The organism is Streptoalloteichus hindustanus (assembly GCF_900129375.1).
Classification (GTDB): Bacteria; Actinomycetota; Actinomycetes; order Mycobacteriales; family Pseudonocardiaceae; genus Streptoalloteichus; species Streptoalloteichus hindustanus.
Genome location: NZ_FQVN01000008.1, coordinates 184,210 through 202,498 on the forward strand (window position 1 = coordinate 184,210; position 18,289 = coordinate 202,498).

Annotated in this window: 13 protein-coding genes; 10 read left to right on the top strand and 3 right to left on the bottom strand. The window is 75.3% G+C overall.

Features of this window, described 5'->3' with window-relative positions; all coding sequences use genetic code 11:
- Positions 1–51: 51 nt before the first annotated feature.
- The 3 genes from BUE43_RS24110 (at position 52) to BUE43_RS34360 (ending at position 4,934) form a co-directional block, all read left to right on the top strand.
- Positions 52–3,363, top strand: coding sequence for an ATP-dependent helicase (locus tag BUE43_RS24110; protein WP_073487484.1), 3,312 nt, complete (start codon positions 52–54; stop codon positions 3,361–3,363).
- Between the two features lie 348 nt (positions 3,364–3,711).
- On the top strand, positions 3,712–4,323 hold the full coding sequence (locus BUE43_RS34355) for a hypothetical protein (RefSeq protein WP_073487202.1): 612 nt from the start codon (positions 3,712–3,714) through the stop codon (positions 4,321–4,323).
- 113 nt (positions 4,324–4,436) lie between these two features.
- A complete protein-coding gene (locus BUE43_RS34360; RefSeq protein WP_073487204.1) occupies positions 4,437–4,934 on the top strand; it encodes a MarR family winged helix-turn-helix transcriptional regulator in 498 nt (165 codons plus the stop codon).
- Here the strand turns inward: BUE43_RS34360 and BUE43_RS24125 are convergent.
- Positions 4,897–5,427 (bottom strand): hypothetical protein, encoded by a 531-nt coding sequence (locus BUE43_RS24125; RefSeq protein ID WP_073487206.1) that lies wholly within the window; start codon positions 5,425–5,427, stop codon positions 4,897–4,899. The two genes, BUE43_RS34360 and BUE43_RS24125, sit on opposite strands and share 38 nt — an antisense overlap.
- A gap of 468 nt (positions 5,428–5,895) precedes the next feature.
- Between BUE43_RS24125 and BUE43_RS24130 the strand changes: the two genes are divergently transcribed.
- The 3 genes from BUE43_RS24130 (at position 5,896) to BUE43_RS24140 (ending at position 9,303) form a co-directional block, all read left to right on the top strand.
- The gene (locus BUE43_RS24130) at positions 5,896–7,386 is read left to right on the top strand and encodes a M20/M25/M40 family metallo-hydrolase (RefSeq protein ID WP_073487208.1); all 1,491 of its coding nucleotides are present in this window, start codon (positions 5,896–5,898) and stop codon (positions 7,384–7,386) included.
- Positions 7,383–8,450: a potassium channel family protein gene (locus tag BUE43_RS24135; RefSeq protein ID WP_073487211.1), complete on the top strand. Its 1,068-nt coding sequence runs from the start codon at positions 7,383–7,385 to the stop codon at positions 8,448–8,450. The genes BUE43_RS24130 and BUE43_RS24135 overlap by 4 nt, the downstream gene beginning before the upstream one ends.
- 238 nt (positions 8,451–8,688) lie before the next feature.
- Positions 8,689–9,303, top strand: a complete 615-nt coding sequence (locus BUE43_RS24140; protein ID WP_143174350.1) for a hypothetical protein — start codon at positions 8,689–8,691, stop codon at positions 9,301–9,303.
- A 52-nt stretch (positions 9,304–9,355) separates the two neighbouring features.
- On the opposite strand, the gene BUE43_RS24145 is transcribed toward BUE43_RS24140, so the two are convergent.
- The gene (locus BUE43_RS24145) at positions 9,356–10,468 is read right to left on the bottom strand and encodes a neutral zinc metallopeptidase (RefSeq protein ID WP_083960093.1); all 1,113 of its coding nucleotides are present in this window, start codon (positions 10,466–10,468) and stop codon (positions 9,356–9,358) included.
- A 583-nt stretch (positions 10,469–11,051) separates the two neighbouring features.
- Positions 11,052–12,302 carry a neutral zinc metallopeptidase gene (locus tag BUE43_RS24150; RefSeq protein WP_073487215.1) on the bottom strand — a complete coding sequence of 417 codons (1,251 nt, stop codon included), beginning with the start codon at positions 12,300–12,302 and terminating at the stop codon, positions 11,052–11,054.
- A 374-nt stretch (positions 12,303–12,676) separates the two neighbouring features.
- Here BUE43_RS24150 and BUE43_RS24155 point away from each other — a divergent pair, with 374 nt between their 5' ends.
- The 4 genes from BUE43_RS24155 (at position 12,677) to nudC (ending at position 18,103) form a co-directional block, all read left to right on the top strand.
- A complete protein-coding gene (locus tag BUE43_RS24155) occupies positions 12,677–14,383 on the top strand; it encodes a DUF2207 domain-containing protein (RefSeq protein ID WP_073487217.1) in 1,707 nt (568 codons plus the stop codon).
- Positions 14,384–14,457: 74 nt separating this feature from the next.
- Positions 14,458–15,741: a M16 family metallopeptidase gene (locus BUE43_RS24160; RefSeq protein WP_073487220.1), complete on the top strand. Its 1,284-nt coding sequence runs from the start codon at positions 14,458–14,460 to the stop codon at positions 15,739–15,741.
- A complete protein-coding gene (locus tag BUE43_RS24165) occupies positions 15,738–17,111 on the top strand; it encodes a M16 family metallopeptidase (protein WP_073487222.1) in 1,374 nt (457 codons plus the stop codon). The genes BUE43_RS24160 and BUE43_RS24165 overlap by 4 nt, the downstream gene beginning before the upstream one ends.
- 68 nt (positions 17,112–17,179) lie before the next feature.
- Positions 17,180–18,103, top strand: coding sequence for an NAD(+) diphosphatase (gene nudC, locus BUE43_RS24170; RefSeq protein ID WP_073487489.1), 924 nt, complete (start codon positions 17,180–17,182; stop codon positions 18,101–18,103).
- Positions 18,104–18,289 lie beyond the last annotated feature (186 nt).

An 18,289-nucleotide genomic window follows, 5' to 3' on the forward strand; every position in this document is an offset into this window, starting at 1 on the left:
CTGGAGGGCGCGTGGGCCGGGAGCACGGCTCCCGCGGGCCCGCCCACGCCCGTGGTCAGCCCCCGGGAACTGGCCGCCGCGCTCGGCCTGCACCCGCCGACGCCCGAGCAGGCCGCGGTGATCGCCGCGCCGGCCGAACCGGCGTTGGTCGTCGCCGGGGCTGGCGCGGGCAAGACCGAGACGATGGCCGCCAGGGTGGTGTGGCTGGTGGCCAACCGGTTCGTCACCCCGGACCGGGTGCTGGGCCTGACCTTCACCAGGAAGGCCGCCCGGCAGCTCGCCGACCGGGTGCGGGCGCGGCTGCGCCGACTGGCCGGCTCGCCGCTGCTGGACCGGATCGATCCCAGCGGGGAACTGCGCGCCCAGGTCCTGGCCGGCGAACCCACCGTGCTGACCTACCACGCCTACGCCGGCCGGCTGGTCGCCGAGCACGGCCTGCGCCTGCCCGTGGAGCCGGGCGCCCGGCTGTTGAGCGAGACCGCCACCTGGCAGCTCGCCCACCGGGTGGTGAGCACCTGGACCGAGGACCTGGACACCGACCGGGTGCCGGCCACCGTGACCGGGTACGTGTTGGCGCTGGCCGGCGAGCTGGCCGAGCACCTGGTCACCCCGGACCGCCTCCGCGAGCACGCGCTCGCCTTCTGCGCGGCCGTCGAGGAGGCGCCGCGCGCGAAGGGGCAGCCGGCCAAGCTCAAGCAGGCGTTGGTGGACGTCCTGGCCACCCAGCGGCTGCGGCTGGCCCTGCTGCCGCTGGTGGAGTCCTACGCGCAGCGGAAACGACGCGAGGGCGCCATGGATTTCGCCGACCAGATGGCGTTGGCCGCCCAGCTCGCCGAGGAGCACCCGGAGGTGGCGGTCGGCGAACGCGAGCGGTACGGGGCCGTGCTGCTCGACGAGTACCAGGACACCGGCCACGCGCAGCGGGTGTTGCTGCGCGGCCTGTTCGGGCGCGGCCGCCCGATGCCGGTCACCGCCGTCGGCGACCCGGCCCAGGCGATCTACGGGTGGCGGGGTGCGAGCGCGGCCAACCTGCCCCGGTTCGCCACCGACTTCCCCCGCCGCCGGGGCCGCGACCTCGCGCCCGCGACCCGGTACGGGCTGATGACCAGCTTCCGGAACCCGGCGGAGGTCCTGGTGCTGGCGAACGCGGTCTCCGCGCCGCTGCGCGCGGAGGGGGTCGAGGTCGACGAGCTCCGGCCCAGGGAGGACGCCGGCCCCGGCGACGTCCGGTGTGCGCTCCTGTCGGACGTGCGGGCGGAGCGGGAGTGGCTGGCCTCGGCGGTCGCCGAGCGCTGGCAGTCCACTGTGGACGAAACCGGCCGGCCGCCCACCGCCGCCGTGCTCGTGCGGCGGCGCCAGGACATGGCGGAGGTGGCCGCCGCGCTGCGGGAGCGGGGACTGCCGGTCGAGGTCGTCGGGCTGGGCGGGCTGCTCGACGAGCCCGAGGTCCGCGACCTGGTGAGCGCCCTGCGCATGCTGGTCGACCCGCTCGCCGGCAGCGCGGCGGTCCGGCTCCTCACCGGCTCCCGGTGGCGGCTGGGCGCGTCCGACCTCGCCGCGCTGTGGGACCGGGCGGGGGAGATCGCCGGCGGCACCCGACCGGGACAGTCCGATGTGGACGATCCTTTGGTCGCGCTGACCGAGGCCGTGCCCGGCGAGCACGCCGAGCGGGCTGGGCTGGTGGACGCGCTGGACGACCCCGGCCCCGCCGAGCGCTACTCGGTGGAGGGCTACCGGCGCGTCCGCCGGCTGGGGCGCGAGCTGGCGAACCTGCGCCGCCGGCTGGACCAGCCGCTGCCCGAGCTCGTCGCCGACGTCGAGCGGAGCCTGCTGCTCGACATCGAGGCGCTGGCCCGCCCCGGCGGGGTGGGCCGCGCCCAGCTGGACGCCTTCGCCGACGTGGTCGCGGAGTACACCGCCGCCAGCCCGGCCGCCACCCTGCCGGCGTTCCTGGACTACCTCGCGACCGCCGAGCAGGCCGAGGACGGCCTGGAGCCCGGCGAGGTTGAGGTCGCCGAGGACCGCGTGCAGGTGCTCACGATGCACGCGGCCAAGGGGCTGGAGTGGCAGGTCGTCGCGGTGCCGCACGTGGTCGCCGGCGTCTTCCCCGGCACCAAGAAGCAGTCGAGCTGGCTGCGCGCCGTGACCCAGCTCCCCGCGCCACTGCGCGGCGACGCCAGCGACCTGCCGCCGTTGCGGCTGGAGTCGTGCGGCAACCGCAAGGAGGTCGAGGAGGAGTTCCTCGCCCACGAGGAGGCGTTCGACCAGCGGCGGCTGGTCGAGGAGCTGCGCCTGCTCTACGTCGCGCTCACCCGGTCCGAGCGGACGTTGCTGGTCTCCGGGCACTGGTGGGGGGAGCGGAGCCGGCGCGGCCCCTCGGACTTCCTCCGCCAGGTGCACGAGGCGCTCACCACCACCGGGGTGGGCGTGGTCGATCACTGGGCGGACCCGCCGCCCGACGACGAGCCGAACCCGCTGGCCGAGCAGGCGCGCGCCGTCCGCTGGCCGGTCGACCCGCTCGGCCCGCGCCGCTCGGCCGTCGCGGAGGGCGCGGAGCTGGTGCGCGCCGCGCTCGAACAGTCCACAGTGGACGACGAGGCGCTGTTCACCGTGGACGAGCTGGACAGCGCCGGGCTGGACGACACGGGACTGGACGGGGTTGGGCCGGACGGGCCGGGAGCGGACGACCCCGAGGGCTGGGCGCGCGACGTGACCGTGTTGCTGGCGGAGCGCCGGGCTGCGGCCGACCGCCGCGAGCACGTGGCGCTGCCCGCGCAGATGTCGGTGAGCCAGCTCGTCGAGCTCGCGGCGGACCCGGACGCGCTCGCCCGTCGGCTGCGCCGTCCGCTGCCGTTCCCGCCGAACACCTTCGCCAGGCGGGGCACCGCCTTCCACACCTGGCTGGAACAACGCTTCTCCGCGGGGCGGCTGCTCGACCTGGACGAGCTCCCGGGCGCGGCCGACGCCGACGCCGCGCCCGACGAGGACCTGGAGGTGTTGCGCGAGGCGTTCCTGGCGAGCGAGTGGGCCGAGCGCACGCCGCACGACGTCGAGGTGCCGTTCGAGACCGAGGTGGACGGCATCGCGGTGCGGGGTCGGATGGACGCGGTGTTCGCCGACCCGGACGGCGGGTGGACGGTCGTGGACTGGAAGACCGGCGCGGTGCCGGACCGCGAGCGGTTGCCGGCGGTCTCGGTGCAGCTCGCCGCCTACCGGCTCGCCTGGTCCGCGTTGACCGGGGCGCCGCTGGACAAGGTCAGGGCGGCGTTCCACTACGTGCGGCGCAACCGCACTCTGCGGCCGGCCGACCTGCTCGACGCGGACGGCCTGCGTGACCTCCTGCGTTCCGTCCCGCGGGCGTGATCGCCATCGGCGGACCGCGACCAGTTCGGTGACGCGAACCCGCAGCCGCCTCACCGCGAGGAGCGCGGCTCGGACCGGGAAGGCGTTGTGACGCAGGGCTTTCCTCATGACGGCGTTCATGACGATGTCCATGGCGATGTCCATGGCGACGACGGTAGGAACCCGGAGCGGTCCAAAGCGGAAGCGACGCGTTTTGGTGCGCGTGTCCAGCGAATCCGACACCACACCCAGCCCTCCCGGACACCGACCGAGCGGTTTTCTGCGTCTGGTGTGCGAAATCCCGGGTCCACCCCGCGCGGCTGAGCAGCCGGTTTGCCGCCGAACCCCGGGTGCGAGAAGCATGGCGCAATGCCGCTAGCTCAGAACTGGCTCCTGGACAGCCCGCCCGACACGCAGGTCGTGGTCGCCCAGGAACTCGTGGAACTCCGCGCTCCGCTGGTGAACGTGAGCCGGGACGACGAGGGCGCGTGGTCCTTCCGCGGCCCCGGCGCGGCCGGCGAGCAGACCACCGTGCTGGCCCTCGCCGACGTCGTCAACGCCTGGCCGCACGTGGCGTCGCTGGACGAGCTGCGCCCCGGAGCGGTCGCCCTCTGGGACTGGTCGGGCAACGGGTGGCAGATCGGCTTCCCCGCCACCACCGACCCGGTGCGCGGGGTCGACCTGGACGAGGCGAAGTGGCCGGTCCTCGGCGAGGACGCGCACGCGGTCGTCGAACGCGCCGTCGTCACCGGCGAACGCCCGCTGACCGACATCCAGCGGGACGAGGAGGGCTTCTCCTACGTCGGGCCGGAGCAGGCCGCCGACCCGACCCCCGAGGACTACCTGTTGGTGCCGTTGGCCGACGTGGTGCGCCGCTGGCCGCACTCCCTGCCCGTGGTGGTGGCCCTGGAGGTCGGCGAGGGCGTCGAGTGGCGCCACGACGCCCAGCAGTGGGAGAGCTACCGCTTCACCCGCGCCTGATCCCCCCGTGTCCCGCCCGCCGCTCCCGCCGACCGGGTGGGGGCGGCGGGCGTTCGGCGTACCGGACGGGTCGACGCCGTGAGGTGTCCGCCGGGGGCGGATACCCTGGGCGGGTGGGAGCCAGCGCGGACCCGGGTTGGCAGTGCCTCGGCCAGGAGCTCAGCGTCGTGGCGCGGGGCGCGCGGGCCCACCTGGACCGGGTCCTCTCCGGGCACGGCGTGACGTTCGCCGGCTTCCTGGTGCTGCGGGGCCTGGCCGCGGGGCCGGTCGGCAACGGCGAGCTGGCCGCGCGGCTGGAGATCGAGGCGCCGACGCTGACCCGGCAGGTCAACCGGCTCGTGCGGGCCGGGCTGGTGGAGCGCTCGGTGCCCGACGGCGACCGGCGCGCGGTGCGGCTGTCGCTGTCGGAGCGGGGCCGTCGGCTGCTGGCCGACGTCGAACGGGCGGTCGCGGAGGGCGACGCGGAACTCGCCGCCCCGCTGGACGCCGACGAGCTCGCCACGCTGCGCCGACTGCTCGGCCGACTCGGCGCGCACGTCGACCGGCTGGGTCGGCGGTGGGGCCACGACGTGGTCAGCGGCGGGCCTGCGCCCTCGCCACCTCGGCCTTGAGCACCCGGTCGTAGAGGACCTCCAGCAGCCACCGGCCGAACAGCGACGGCCCGAACTCCCGCGACCGGTCCTCCGGCGCCACCGACACCGCGGAGCTCCCGTCGGCGAGGGTGGTGACCACCCCCACGCCGTAGTAGTCCAGTTCGATCAGCGGCCACTCGTCGTCCTGGGGAGCGGACAGCACGACGGCGCACGGCGCGAGCGTCATGAGCGTGCCGCACGACTCCAGCGCCCTGGACAGCGCGGTCTCCTCGACGAGCACCCCGACCAGGTCGACGGCCGGCACGGGCAGCCGGTCGTGGAACGTCGACTGGAACCAGGACCGGAACCAGTTCGGGTCGGTCTCCGGCGGCCATCCGTTGCGCACGCGCCAGCGGTGCACGTCCCTGCGTACGCGCACCACCGCGGACACCCGTTTGCCGAGGACCGCCACATCGGCGATGACGACGCCGCGCCAACCCAGTGCGAACGCGGCGTGCTGAAGAGCCAGCACTCGGGCATCCTAGGGCCTGATCCACAGTCGTTGCCAAGCGTGAGCGGAAGACCGCGCTCCGGAGTCGGGTGGAGGCGATCCCCAGCGGTGCGGCGGAAATCGGCGTCTCGGGATGAAGCCGCTGGTCGGGGCGTCGGGGTGCGGGAGGGAGTGCTGCCAGCACCCCGGAGGTCGCGGTTGCCCGGTGTTGGACATCACCGCCGGAGAGCGCTTACCGCCCCGTTCTGACCCTCCACAGTGGACGTTCGGAGAACGGGCGCCGTGATTCGCGTCAGGCGTTGAGTTCTCCTGTCGTCGCGCCGAACCGGAAGCCGGGCGCCAGACGTGCTGTTTCGTCATAGACGGCGAGCGGTCCGACCTCCGGCACCCCCGCTCCGGCGGACTGTGACGAATCGGGCGCGAACGGCCTGGCGTGGCGACGGCCGAACGTGTGCCGACTGGGCCTGTTGGCGGCTACCCTGCTCCGCCGTGAGCGACGACCACCATCCCGGCGCGGAGACCGCGGGGAAGTCCCGCCCGGCCGCCACGGTTGCCGCGGTCCGCGCCGCCGTGGCCGGCCACGCCCCGGACTTCCTCGCCGACCTCCGCGACTGGGTGTCGATCCCGTCGATCTCCGCCGACTCCCGGCACCACGCCGACGTGGTCGAGTCCGCGCGGTGGCTCGCCGAGGCGCTCCGCCGCGACGGCTGGCCGCTGGTCGAGGTCTGGGACACGACCTCGGCGGGCCCGATGCTGCCCGCCGTGCACGCCTGCTGGCCGGCGGAGGACCCGGACGCGCCGGTGGTGCTGGTGTACGCGCACCACGACGTGCAGCCGGTCGACCCGGTGACGGCGTGGGACCACCCGCCGTTCGAGGCGGTCCTCGTCGGCGACGAGCTGTTCGGCCGGGGCGTGAGCGACGACAAGGGCCAGGTGCTGATGCACCTGCTCGCCCTGCGCGCCCACCTGGACGCCACCGGGCGCACCGCGCCGGCGGTGACGGTGAAGCTGCTCGTCGAGGGGGAGGAGGAGTCCGCGTCGCCGAACCTGGCCCGGCTGCTCGCCGACCACGCCGACGCGCTCGCCTGCGACCTCGTGGTCGTCTCCGACACGCAGCTGCTCGGCAGGGACACGCCCAGCGTCTGCGTGGGCATGCGCGGCCTGGCCGACGCGGAGGTCGTCTTCCACGGCGCCGCCAGCGACCTGCACTCCGGGCAGTTCGGCGGCGCGGTCGTCAACCCGGCCGTGGCGCTCGCCAAGCTGCTGGCGGCGTTGCACGACGACGACGGCCGCGTCGCCATTCCCGGGTTCTACGACGACGTCCGTGATCCCGACCCCGCGGAGCGCGCCGCGTTCGCGCGGCTGCCCTTTGACGAGGCGGCGTGGCTGGCCGGTCCGGGCGCCGGCGCGAGCGCGTGGGGCGAGGCGGGGTGGAGCACCCTGGAGCGGCTCTGGGTGCGGCCCACGGTCGAGGTGAACGGTGTGCACAGCGGGTACACCGGTCCGGGGGTGAAGACGGTGGTGCCCAGGCAGGCGACGGCGAAGCTCACCTTCCGGCTGGTGCCGGGCCAGCGCGTGGCGCGGGTGTTGGACCTGTTGCGGGACTTCGTCGCCGCGCGGACCCCGCACGGCGTCCGGTCCGAGGTCCGCACGGGGCGCGGCGGGTTCGACCCCGCCGTCGTCGAGCCGGGCGACCCCGCCACGGGCGCGGTGGTCGACGCCCTCCGGATGGTCTTCGACCACGACATCGTCCCTGCGCGCTCCGGGGGTTCCGGCCCCGCGGCCCTGCTGACGGACGCGCTGGGGGCGCCCCTGGTCTTCCTCGGCGCCGGCCTGTCGGGGGACCACGTCCACGCACCGAACGAGCGGGTGGCGGTTCCGCTGCTGCACCGGGGCGCCGAGGCCGCCGCGGTGCTGTGGGACCTGTTGCCCGGCCGGCTCGCCCGAGCGGGCGGTGGCACCGAGGAGCACACGGCATGAGGCAGCGGTGGCGGACGTCGGACCGGCTGACCGAGCGCCCGGACCACGCGCTGGTCGGCGTGATCCGGATGCCGGAGAGCGGGGTCGGCCCGGTGCGGTCGATCATCCGCCGGGTGGTCGGGGCGCTGCTCGCGCTGACCGCCGCGATCCTGATCGTCTACTCGGACCGGGACGGCTACCGCGACGTCAACGGCGACGGGCTGTCGCTGCTCGACTGCGTCTACTACGCGACGGTGTCGCTGTCCACGACCGGCTACGGCGATATCACCCCGGTGTCCTCGTCGGCCCGGCTGGTCAACGTCCTCGTCATCACCCCGCTGCGGGTGTTGTTCCTCATCGTGCTGGTCGGCACCACGCTCGAGGTGCTCACCGAGCGGTCCCGGCAGGCTCTCAAGATCCAGAAGTGGAGGCGCAAGGTGCGCGACCACGTGGTGGTCATCGGCTTCGGCACCAAGGGGCGGTCGGCCGTCAGCGCCCTGCTCGGCGACGGGGCGGACCCGTCGCGGATCGTGGTGGTGGACACGGACAAGACGGCGCTGGACGCCGCGTCCTCGCTCGGGCTGGTCACGGTCAGCGGGTCCGGCACCCGCTCCGACGTGCTGCGGGTGGCCGGGGTGTCGGACGCCAGGTCCGTCGTGGTCGCGGCCAACCGCGACGACACGGCCGTGCTGGTCACGCTGACCGCGCGGGAGCTGGCGCCCAAGGCGCAGATCGTGGCCGCGGTCCGGGAGGCGGAGAACGTCCACCTGCTGCGCCAGTCGGGCGCCGACTCGGTCGTGGTGTCCAGCGAGACGGCCGGCCGGCTGCTGGGCATGGCCACCTCGACCCCGTCGCTGGTGGAGATGTTCGAGGACCTGCTCACGCCGGACGCCGGACTGGCGATCGGCGAGCGGGAGATCGAGCACGGCGAGGTCGGCGGCTCGCCGCGCCACCTGTCCGACATCGTGCTGGGCGTGGTGCGCGACGGTCGGCTCTACCGGGTCGACGCCCCGGAGGTCGACGCGCTCGACCCCGGCGACAAGCTGCTCTACGTGCGCAAGGTGACGCCGGCCGGCGAGAGCTGACCCGCACGGGCTCCCGCCACGGTGACGACCAAAGCCCCGAGGGCTCTTGGCCGCGGCGGCGGCCGGCGCGGGGAAACACGGAGTCCCGCCGGGGCCGGTTCCTGTCCGATCTCTTTCGCCGGATGCCTCCGGTGTGCTGCGACGGGAGCTCCGCGACCGGGCGGATCGGGCGGAGACGTCCGACCTCGGGCCGGGGCACGGGCCGGGGAAGGGCATCTGCCACGATCGGGGAGTGGCGGTGCGGCATAGGCCGGTGCGGTGGCTGCTGGTCCTGACGGTCATCGGGCTGGTCGGGTTCGGCGCGACGGTCGCCGTGTGGTGGCCGCTGTCCGGTTCGTGGACCGGCGGCGGGGACTCCGGGCGGCGGGTCGGCGCGACAGTGGTCACCTCGGCCCCGTGTGGCGCGGCCGAGGCGAGCGACGTGGTCGAGGTGCAGGTCGAGGGACGGACGCGGCGGGCGCGGCTCGACGGGTGCGGCCACCGGCAGGGCGAGACGTTCGACGTCGACCTGCCCGCGTCGGTCCCGGCCGACGGCGACCTGCGGGTCTGGCTGGCCGGAACCGGCTCCACCGGCGCCGGACCGGGCCTGGAGACCCGTCTCCGGGCGGTGCTGCTCGCCCTGGCCTCCGTGTCGGGAGGCCTCCTCGCCTTCCTGGTCCGCAAACGACCTGGCGCCCGCCCGGCGAAGGGCGAGGAGAACGCTCCCGTCGCCCCGGCGCCCGCAGCATCGGCGTCTGTGCCGCCGGGGCCCGTGCCGCCGGGGCCTGTGCCGTCGACGCCCGCAGCGCCCGCGTTGGCCGAACCGGCGCCCGAACCCGCCTGGCCGCAGCCGGTCGGCAACCGGACCGAGTAGTCCCCTTCCCCCGCCACGGCCGGCGGGAGGACCGAAGACGGCGCGCGTCCGCTCAGGCGACCGAATCCGACGGGGCGGCCCACGTGTTGCACTGCGCGGTGCTGTTGCTCCTGGCCCCCTGGTTCGCCCACGCCCGGTTCACCTCGGGCCGGCCGTGGTCGCGGGGCTTGCCGTTGTTCGGCCAGTCCCCGCGGTCCCCGAAGTCCTGGGCGGCGTCGTTGGCCATCGTCCGGTCCACGGAGCCCTTCCCGCCCACCGCGGCGATGAACATCGCCCCGAAGCAGGTGGCCTGGAGCTCCTTCCTGCGCGACAGCTCCAACCCCGCCGGGGTCTCCGGGCCCACCTCGTACATCCGGTCCCACCCCGCCTTCAGGATGCCGCTGGAGCCCTGCACGTGGTGCCCGTACTCGTGGGCGAGGACGGCGAGGTACTTGCCGGCCCGGTTCCCGAGCTTCTCGCGCTGCGAGTAGTAGAGCGCGGTCATGTAGATGACGCCGTCGCAGTAGTAGGCGGTGTCCTCCTGCGTCAGGTTGCCGCAGGGCGTCTTCACGTTGCCGGTGATCGTGCGCAGTTCGACCGGCTTCAGCGGCAGCCTGGCCGCGTGGAAGGCCGGGGCCCACACCGCCTCCAGGCAGGGCAGGGCCGCCCGGTAGAACGCGTCCTGGCCGGCGGGGTCGGGGCTGAACCGGGGGAGCTGGCAGGTGGTCGGCGCGGCGCCGATTCCCTGTGCGCTCAACGGGTTGTCGCTGGTGCGGTAGACCGGTTTGGGCTGGGCCGACGTCGTCGACGTCGGTGTGGAACCGGTGGGCGACCGCGTGGCCGACGGGCCGTTGCTCGGTGTCCTCGTGCCGGTCGCGGTCGGTCGGGCCGCCGGGGTCTGCGTGGGGTACCGGTCGTAGCCCGGCTCGGCGGTCCGGGTCGACGAGCTGTTCACCGCGACCAGACCGACGACGCCGATGCCGAGCACCGCGACCAGGGCCAACGCCACGGCCACCAGCGGCCCGGCCGAGGACCGGCGCGGGGCGACGTGCCCCCAGCCGGGCGCCGGGTGGGCCGGGCCGGGCGGGGACCAGGGTGGTGCCGCCGGACGGGGGATCCGCACGGTCGGCGCGGTGGCGAGCTGGGCCTGGACGGCCACCGGACGCGCCGCGACCGGCGGGGGCATGACCGCCCGGGGCGGCGGCAGCGGTGGTGCGGGCAGCGGCGGCCGGGGACCGCCGTGACCGCTGGCCCCGAGGTGTGGCGCGGGTCGGGGCGGTGGGACGGGGAGTTGCCGTGGCGGGGGAGGACCGGGCCGTGAGCCGGGTGAGTTGTGTCTCCTGTGGACAGTCGACTGTGGACGGTCAACTGGACGCTGGGGAGAGGGGGAGCCGGGCGGCGTGGGGCGAGCGGGGCCGGGCGCCGTGATCGTCGGACGGGTGGCGTCGGAACGCGGGGCCGCCGGCCCGGACTGCCCTGCCCGCGGCCGGAGATCCCCGGGGTGCGCCAGCCCCTGGGGCTCACCGCGTCCTGCGCCGGGAGCGGGCGCGCGCAGCGGGGCGCCCGGAGCCGGGTGGGCCGGATGGGTGGTCTCGGACGGCGTGAGTGGCAACGCGGCCGGCGGCGGTGCGACGGGCATCGGCGGTGGCCACGAGCCGTGCGGCCCCGACGGCGGCGTCATGGAGCGGGCTCTCCTCGGTGATCCACTGGGCTGGCGGACGAGCATAGAAGAGAGCGCGCCCACCGCCGCCCGGACCGCGACGCCGTCCTCAGCCCACCGCGTCGGCTCCCACGGACCAGGTGTTGCACTGGTAGGTGCGGTTCTTCTCGGCCCCCTGCTGGAACCACGCGCCGTTGTTGCGCATGGTGCCGTGGTCCCGGGGCCGGCCGTTGCCCGGTGAGTCGCCCCGGTTGTAGTTGTCGCGCAGCACGGTGTCGTAGGTCGCCCGGCTGACCGAGCCGTTCCCGACGACGCCGGCGAAGAACATCCCGCCGAGGCAGGTCGCCTCCAGCTCCAGCCGGCGCGAGATCTCCAGGGAGGCCGGGCTGCCCTCGCCGTGGTCGTACCGCAGCCGCCACGCCGCGTCCATCACGCCGCTGAGCTGCTCGACGTGGTGGCCGTACTCGTGGGCGAGGACGCCGAGGTAGATGGCCGGCTGGTCGACGGGCTGCCGCTCCACCTGCGAGAAGTACAGCGGCGGCATGTAGATGTTGCCCTGGCAGTAGAACGCGGGCCTGGTCGGCGGGTTGTTGTTCCCGCAGGGGCTGTTGAACGGGCTGGTCGGCGTGAACACGCGGGGCGGGCCGGTCGGCAGGCCGGCGGCGGCGAGCACCGGGTCCCACGCCCTGGCCAGGCACCCCACGGCGGCCTCGTAGTAGGCGAGCTGGGCGTTGGGGTCGGCGCCGCCCCACCGGGGCAGCGCGCAGTTCGTCTTGGCCATCCCCAGGTTGGGGTTGTGCAGCGGGTTGTCGGCGAGCTTGGGAACGGGTCTGGGCTGGGCCGGCTCCCTGCTCGTCTGGGTCTGTTGCGCGCTCGTGCGGGGGGTGGAGCCGCTGCCGGTGCGCTCGGCGCGCGTCGTGGACGAGGTCGTCGCGGTGGTCGTGGTGGTGGAGGCCGCCGACGCCGTCGTGTAGGTGGGGACCGACGTCCCGGTGGGGTAGCGGTCGTAGCCTGGCTCGGCCGCCCGCCGATGGCTGCTGCCGCTGGCGGCGTACCCGACCACGCCGATCCCGACCATCGCGGCGAGGATCAACGCGACGGCGACCAACGGCCCGGCGTTGGACTTCCGGGGGCCGGGCGGCACGGGCCCGTAGGGCCGGGGGCCGGCGGGCGCCCACGGCGGCGGGGCCGGATGTCCCTGCGGATGTCCCTGCTGCGGGAACGGAGGCCGGGCCACGGCCGGCGGCGGCATGACCGGGCCGGGCGAACCGGGCGCGGCCATGGGGCGCGGCGGCGGCATGACCGGCCGGGGCGGCGGCATCGGTGGCGCGCCGACGGGGCGCGGCCCGTGCGGCGGCATGGGAGGCAGCCCGGGAGATGGCCCGGGAGATGGCACGGGAGGCGGCCCTGGACGCGCCCCTGGAGGCGGCACGGCAGCGCCGGCCGGTGGCGGTGGCATCGGGGGGCGCGCGGTCGGCCCCGTCGGAGGCCCCTGCGGCGGTGGTGTCCGCCGGGCCGCCGGCGGAGGCGGCCCGAGGGGCCGGGCGACCGGCGGCGGCGCCACCGGAGCCGGCGGCGGCCAGGAGTGGTGCGGCGGCCCGAAAGGGCGCTGCGGCGTCATGAAGCGAGTTCCCCCTCGAGCGCGACGACGCTGATCGACCGGACAGGACGAGGTGGACCGGAGATCGGCGATCGGCCCCAGAGCATAGGAACGCTTCGTTATCCTCCGCAGCCGTGTTGCGAAACTGGGGTGCGGCCGCGGCGGCGGTCCTTGTCACGGCGACCGGGTTCGTCCTGTCGCCGCCGCCACCGCCCTCCACCGGGGCGGGCGAGCCCACCACGTCGTCCGCGCTGCCGGGCGCCGTCGCCGCCGACGTGAAGCTGCGGCTGGAACGCGACGGCAAGCTCACGGTGACCGAGCAGGTCACCGTCCCCGCGGGGCAGTCGGTGACCCGGACCGTCCCGTTGCGGCAGGCCGTCGGCGACGACCTCGACCGCGTCTTCGCGGTGAGCGGCGCCGGCGTCGAGGGCCACGGGCGCGCCGAGGTCACCGCCGACCAGCTCACGCTCCGGTTCGACGCGGGCGCCTCGACCGCGCAGTACACCGTCGACGGCGTGGTCGCGGACGTCGACGGCAGGCAGGAGATCCGCTGGCAGGCCTCCGGCGGCTGGAACGCGGACCTGGACAAGGTCACCGTCTCGGTCGTCTCGCCCAACCCGCCGCGGTCGATCACCTGCCTGGCCGGGCCGCCCGGCTCGACCAACGCCTGCGACCTCTCCCAGATCGACGGGCTGCAGATCGCCCGCGCCCAGGAGATCGGCCTGCGGGCGGGCCAGCGGATGGACGTCGCGGTGGGGGTGGAGGCCGGCACGGTCGCGGCCAACGCCCGGTTCGACGAGACGTTCGCCCTGGCGCGGGCCTTCGCGCTCACCCCGGTCAGCGGGGCCGCCCTCGGCGGGCTGACGCTGCTGCTGCTCGGCGGGGTCGCCCTGCTGTGGTGGGCCCGGGGCCGCGACGCGCGCGCGTTGGCCACCGACATCGGACCGGTGGACGTGCTGGTCGCCGACGACGCCGGCCGGGTCGGGTTCGCCTCGCCCGACGGCGTGCTGCCCGGCCAGGTGGGCACGGTGGTGGACGAGCACGTCGACGTCGTGGACGTCGCGGCCACGGTCGTCGACCTCGCCGTCCGCAACTACGTGTGGGTCGAGGAGATCGCCGGGTCCGCCCCGGACTGGCGCGTCGTGCGCCGGAACCCGGCCGACGAGCACCTCCGGCGCTACGAGCGCGCGGTGTACGAGGCGCTGCTGCCCTCCGCGGGCGAGCACGCCCGCGACCACGTTCTGCTGTCCGAGCTGCGCGTCGCCGGCCTCGACCTCACCGCGGTGCGCGAGGCGCTGTACGCCGACGTGGTGGACGCGCACTGGTTCCAGCGCCGCCCCGACGCCGAGCGCAGCCGCTGGTGGTGGGTGGGCACGGGGATCGGCGTCGTCGGCGCGGCGCTCACGGTCGTCCTCGCGCTGACCACCCAGGTCGCGCTGCTCGGCCTCGCGGTGATCGTCGGTGGGGTCGCGCTGGCCGTGGGCTCCCGGTGGATGCCGGCCCGCACCCGCCGGGGCAGCGCGCTCCTCGAACAGGTGAGGGGTCTGCGCGAGTACCTGCGCGGCGCGACCCCCGACGTGATCCCGCCGGCCGACCGGGAGATGGTCTTCTCCCGGTCGCTGCCCTACGCGGTCGTGCTCGGCGAGGTCGACCGGTGGTTGGCCGCCTTCGCCACGCTCGACCCGGGGGCCGACGGCACGCCGGGGCTCTACTGGTACGGGGCCGGCGGTGGCGACGGCGAGCACGACCTGCACCGGTTCGCCGCCCACTTCCCGGCGTTCCTCGGCGCGCTGGACGGGGCGCTGGCGCAGGCGGGGCATCTGCGGTCGCTGCGGAGCTGACCCGCCCGTGTCACTCTTTTGGGTGTTCGTGATCTGGCGAGCTGACCGAGGGTGACGCACGTAGGCTGCTGTTCATGGCCGCACCCCAGCTGCACCGGTTCACCCTGCCCAACGGGCTGCGCGTCCTGCTCGCGCCGGACCGCTCGGCGCCGGTGATCGCCGTCAGCGTGCACTACGACGTCGGGTTCCGCTCCGAGCCGGAGGGCCGCACCGGCTTCGCGCACCTGTTCGAGCACCTGATGTTCCAGGGCAGCGAGAGCCTGGAGAAGCTGGCCCACTTCCGGCACGTCCAGGGCTCGGGCGGCAGCTTCAACGGGTCCACCCACCCCGACTACACCGACTACTTCCAGGTGCTGCCGTCGGCGGCCCTGGAACGCGCGTTGTTCCTGGAGGCCGACCGGATGCGCGCGCCGCGCATCACCGAGGAGAACCTCCGCAACCAGGTCGACGTGGTCAAGGAGGAGATCCGGCTCAACGTGCTGAACCGGCCCTACGGCGGGTTCCCGTGGATCCTGCTCCCGCCGGTGCTCTACCGGACCTTCGCCAACGCCCACAACGGCTACGGCGACTTCACCGACCTGGAGCAGGCCACGGTCGAGGACTGCGCGGCCTTCTTCGACACCTACTACGCCCCGGGCAACGCCGTGCTGACCGTCGCCGGCGACCTGGACGTGGCCGCGACCACCGAGCTGGTGCACCGCCACTTCGGCGACGTGCCCGCGCGCGAGGTGCCGACCCGGCCGTCCTTCGCCGAACCGCCGCCGGTCGGCGAGCGGCGCGCCGAGCACGTCGACCCGCACGCCCCGCTGCCCGCGCTGGCCGTCGGCTACCGGCTGCCCGACCCGGTCACCGAGCTGGACGCCTACCTGACGCACGTCGTGCTGGCCGCCGTGCTCAGCGACGGCGACTCCTCCCGGCTCCAGCAGCGCCTGGTGCACCGGGACGCCCTGGTCACCGAGGTCTCCGCCGGCTGCGGCCTGTTCAGTCCGCTGGACGCCCGCGACCCGGACACCTTCACCGTCACCGCGATCTTCCCGCCGGCCGTGGCGCCCGACCGCGTGCTGACCGCCCTCGACGAGGAGCTGGAGCGGCTGGCCGGGGACGGCCCGGACGCCGACGAACTGGCCAGGGTCACCGCGCGCTGGGTGGCCGGGCTGCACCGGGAGCACGACCGCCTGGTGTCCAGGACCCTCGCGTTCGGCGCGATGGAGCTGCTGCACGGCAGGGCCGAGCTGATCGGCGAGCTGCCGAGGCGCATCGCCGCCGTGACCGCCGCCGACGTGGCCGCCGCCGCCAAGGCCATGCGCCCCGACTCCCGCGCGGTGCTGACCGTCGTCCCCCAGGGAGGTACCGAGTGACCGCGCCCGTCACCCACCGCACCGCCGACGAGATCGGCCGCACCACGCAGGGGCCCCGCCCGCTGCCGCCGCTGGGCGAGCAGCGCGCCGCGGCCGACCCGCTGACGCTCGACACCGTGCTGCCCAACGGGCTCCGGGTGCTCGCGGTCCACCGCCCGGCGGTGCCGATGGTCGAGCTGCGCCTGCGGATTCCGTTCGCCGGCGAGGAGGCCACGCACTCCGCGCGCGCCGAGCTGCTGTCGACCACCGTGCTGACCGGCACCCGGCGGCGCGGTCGGGTGCAGGTGGACACCGACCTGGCCCGGGTCGGTGGCGAGCTGGACGCCGTGGTCGACCCGGAGCGGCTCAGCATCGGCGGCAGCGCGCTCGTCGAGGGCATGGACGTGTTGTTCGACGTGCTCGCGGACGTGCTGACCGGCGCGACCTACCCGGACGACGAGGTGCGGCGGGAGCGGGAGCGCCTGGTCGAGCGGATCGCGGTGGCGCGCTCCCAGCCCCGGGTCATCGCCAGGGAGGCGTTGCAGCGGCACCGCTACGGCGACCACCCGTTCACCAGGGAGATGCCCGGCGCCGAGGAGGTCGCCAGGGTGACCGCCGAGGAGGTCCGCGAGCTGCACGCCCGGGCCGTCCTGCCGCGCGGCTCGGTGCTGGTGCTGGTCGGCGACATCGACCCGCAGCGCGCCGTGGACTCCGTGGCCGCCGCGTTGCACGGCTGGACCGCCGACCGTTCCGCCGTGGAACTGCCGCCGCTGCCCGAGGTTCCCGGCGGCGACCTGTTGCTGGTGCACCGGCCGGGGGCCGTGCAGTCGCAGATCCGGCTGTCCGCGCCCTACGTCCCGCGCACCGACCCGGCGTACCCGGCGCTCCAGCTCGCGAACCTGGTGTTCGGCGGCTACTTCTCCTCCCGGCTGGTGGAGAACATCCGCGAGGACAAGGGCTACACCTACAGCGCCCAGTCGTACCCGGAGTTCACGCCGGGCGGCGCGACGGTGCTGGTCGACGCCGACACCGCGAGCGAGGCCACCGCGCCCGCCGTGCTGGAGACCCGCTACGAGATCGCCAGGATGACGGTCGTCCCGCCCACCGAGTCCGAAGTGGACTCCGCGCGGCGGTACGCCGTCGGCGGGCTGCTCACCTCGACGGCCTCGCAGGCGGGGCTGGCGTCGATGCTGGCGGCGTTGGCCGGCCTGGGCCTCGGCCCGGAGTGGCTGCGGGAGCACCCCGGCCGGCTCCAGCGGGTGACGGTGGACGAGGTCGCCGAGGCGGCGCTGCGGTTCTTCACGCCCGACCGCTGGACCGGCGTGCTGGTGGGCGACGCCGACCGGCTGGCCCGGCCGCTGGGCGCGCTGGGGGGTGTCCGGCTTCCGTGAGCGCGCTGCCTGGGGAATGCCCGACACGGGAGGGCGCCCGCCCGGTCACGCCCTTCGGGCTGGCCGGCATGCCGGCGCTGTCCCGGTCCACAGTGGACAGGGACGAGTCCGTGCGGTCCGACGCCGAGCGGCTGGCCCGGCGGTGGTCGGAAGCGAGGCTGGTGCTCGTGGACCCGCGCGGTCGCACCCCGGTGCACCGGGGAGGCGGCGCCCCCCGCGCCGAGGGTGACGGCTACGCCCTGGCCTTCCAGGAGACCACCCCGTTCGGGGCGGCGCCGCCGGAGGCCGCCGTGCTGCTCGGGGTGAGCGGCGGCGACACGTACTGGGCGCTGCGGGTCGGGCCGGACGAGGCCGACCGCGCCTGGGAGGACCTGCGCACGGTCGGCGCCCTGCTCGACGACACCGACGCCGGCCTGCTCACCGCCGCCGTCGCGTTGCTCAACTGGCACGACAACGCGAACTTCTGCGCCGCGTGCGGCTCCCACACCCGGCGGGTGAAGGCCGGGTGGGCGCGGGACTGCCCCGGCTGCGGGCGTGAGGAGTACCCGCGCACCGATCCGGCGGTGATCTGCCTCGTCCACGACGAGGAGGGCGTCAACGGCGAGCACGTGCTGCTGGCCAGGCAGCCGGTGTGGCCGGCGGAGCGCTACTCGGTGCTGGCCGGGTTCGTGGAGGCCGGCGAGTCGGCGGAGGCGTGCGTCGCCAGGGAGATCGCCGAGGAGGTCGGGATCGCCGTGCGCGACGTCCGGTACCTCGGCAGCCAGCCGTGGCCGCTGCCCCGGTCGCTGATGATGGGCTTCGCCGCCGTGGCCTCGCGGGACGCGCCGCTGCGTCCGATGGACGGCGAGATCGAGGAGGCCCGCTGGGTGCACCGCGACCAGGTGCGCGCCGCGCTGGCGGCGGGCGGCGCCCTCCCGGGGCTCATCCTCCCCGGCCGGGCCTCCATCGCCCGCCAGATGCTGGAGGGCTGGGCGAACCCGCCCGGCCACTGATCACCCGGGCCCTGGCGCCCGCCCACGCTCGACACCCGGCCCGACCCGCGCCCGCGTGGGTCGGGCCGAGCGCTCCCCGGCTCCGGCGGCGCGCGCCAGCCGTTCCTGCTCTTTGCTTATCTCCAGGGATTAGTTATGGGGAACCCCCCATTTCAAACATCTCATGGGGGTCTGACAAAACGGACC

Coding starts and splice junctions, on each gene's coding strand:
- BUE43_RS24150 (WP_073487215.1), bottom strand. CDS start 12,302: ATGCCGCCGCACGGGCCGCGCCCCGTCGGCGCGCCACCGATGCCGCCG.
- BUE43_RS24160 (WP_073487220.1), top strand. CDS start 14,458: ATGGCCGCACCCCAGCTGCACCGGTTCACCCTGCCCAACGGGCTGCGC.
- BUE43_RS24135 (WP_073487211.1), top strand. CDS start 7,383: ATGAGGCAGCGGTGGCGGACGTCGGACCGGCTGACCGAGCGCCCGGAC.
- nudC (WP_073487489.1), top strand. CDS start 17,180: ATGCCGGCGCTGTCCCGGTCCACAGTGGACAGGGACGAGTCCGTGCGG.
- BUE43_RS34355 (WP_073487202.1), top strand. CDS start 3,712: ATGCCGCTAGCTCAGAACTGGCTCCTGGACAGCCCGCCCGACACGCAG.
- BUE43_RS24145 (WP_083960093.1), bottom strand. CDS start 10,468: ATGCCCCCGCCGGTCGCGGCGCGTCCGGTGGCCGTCCAGGCCCAGCTC.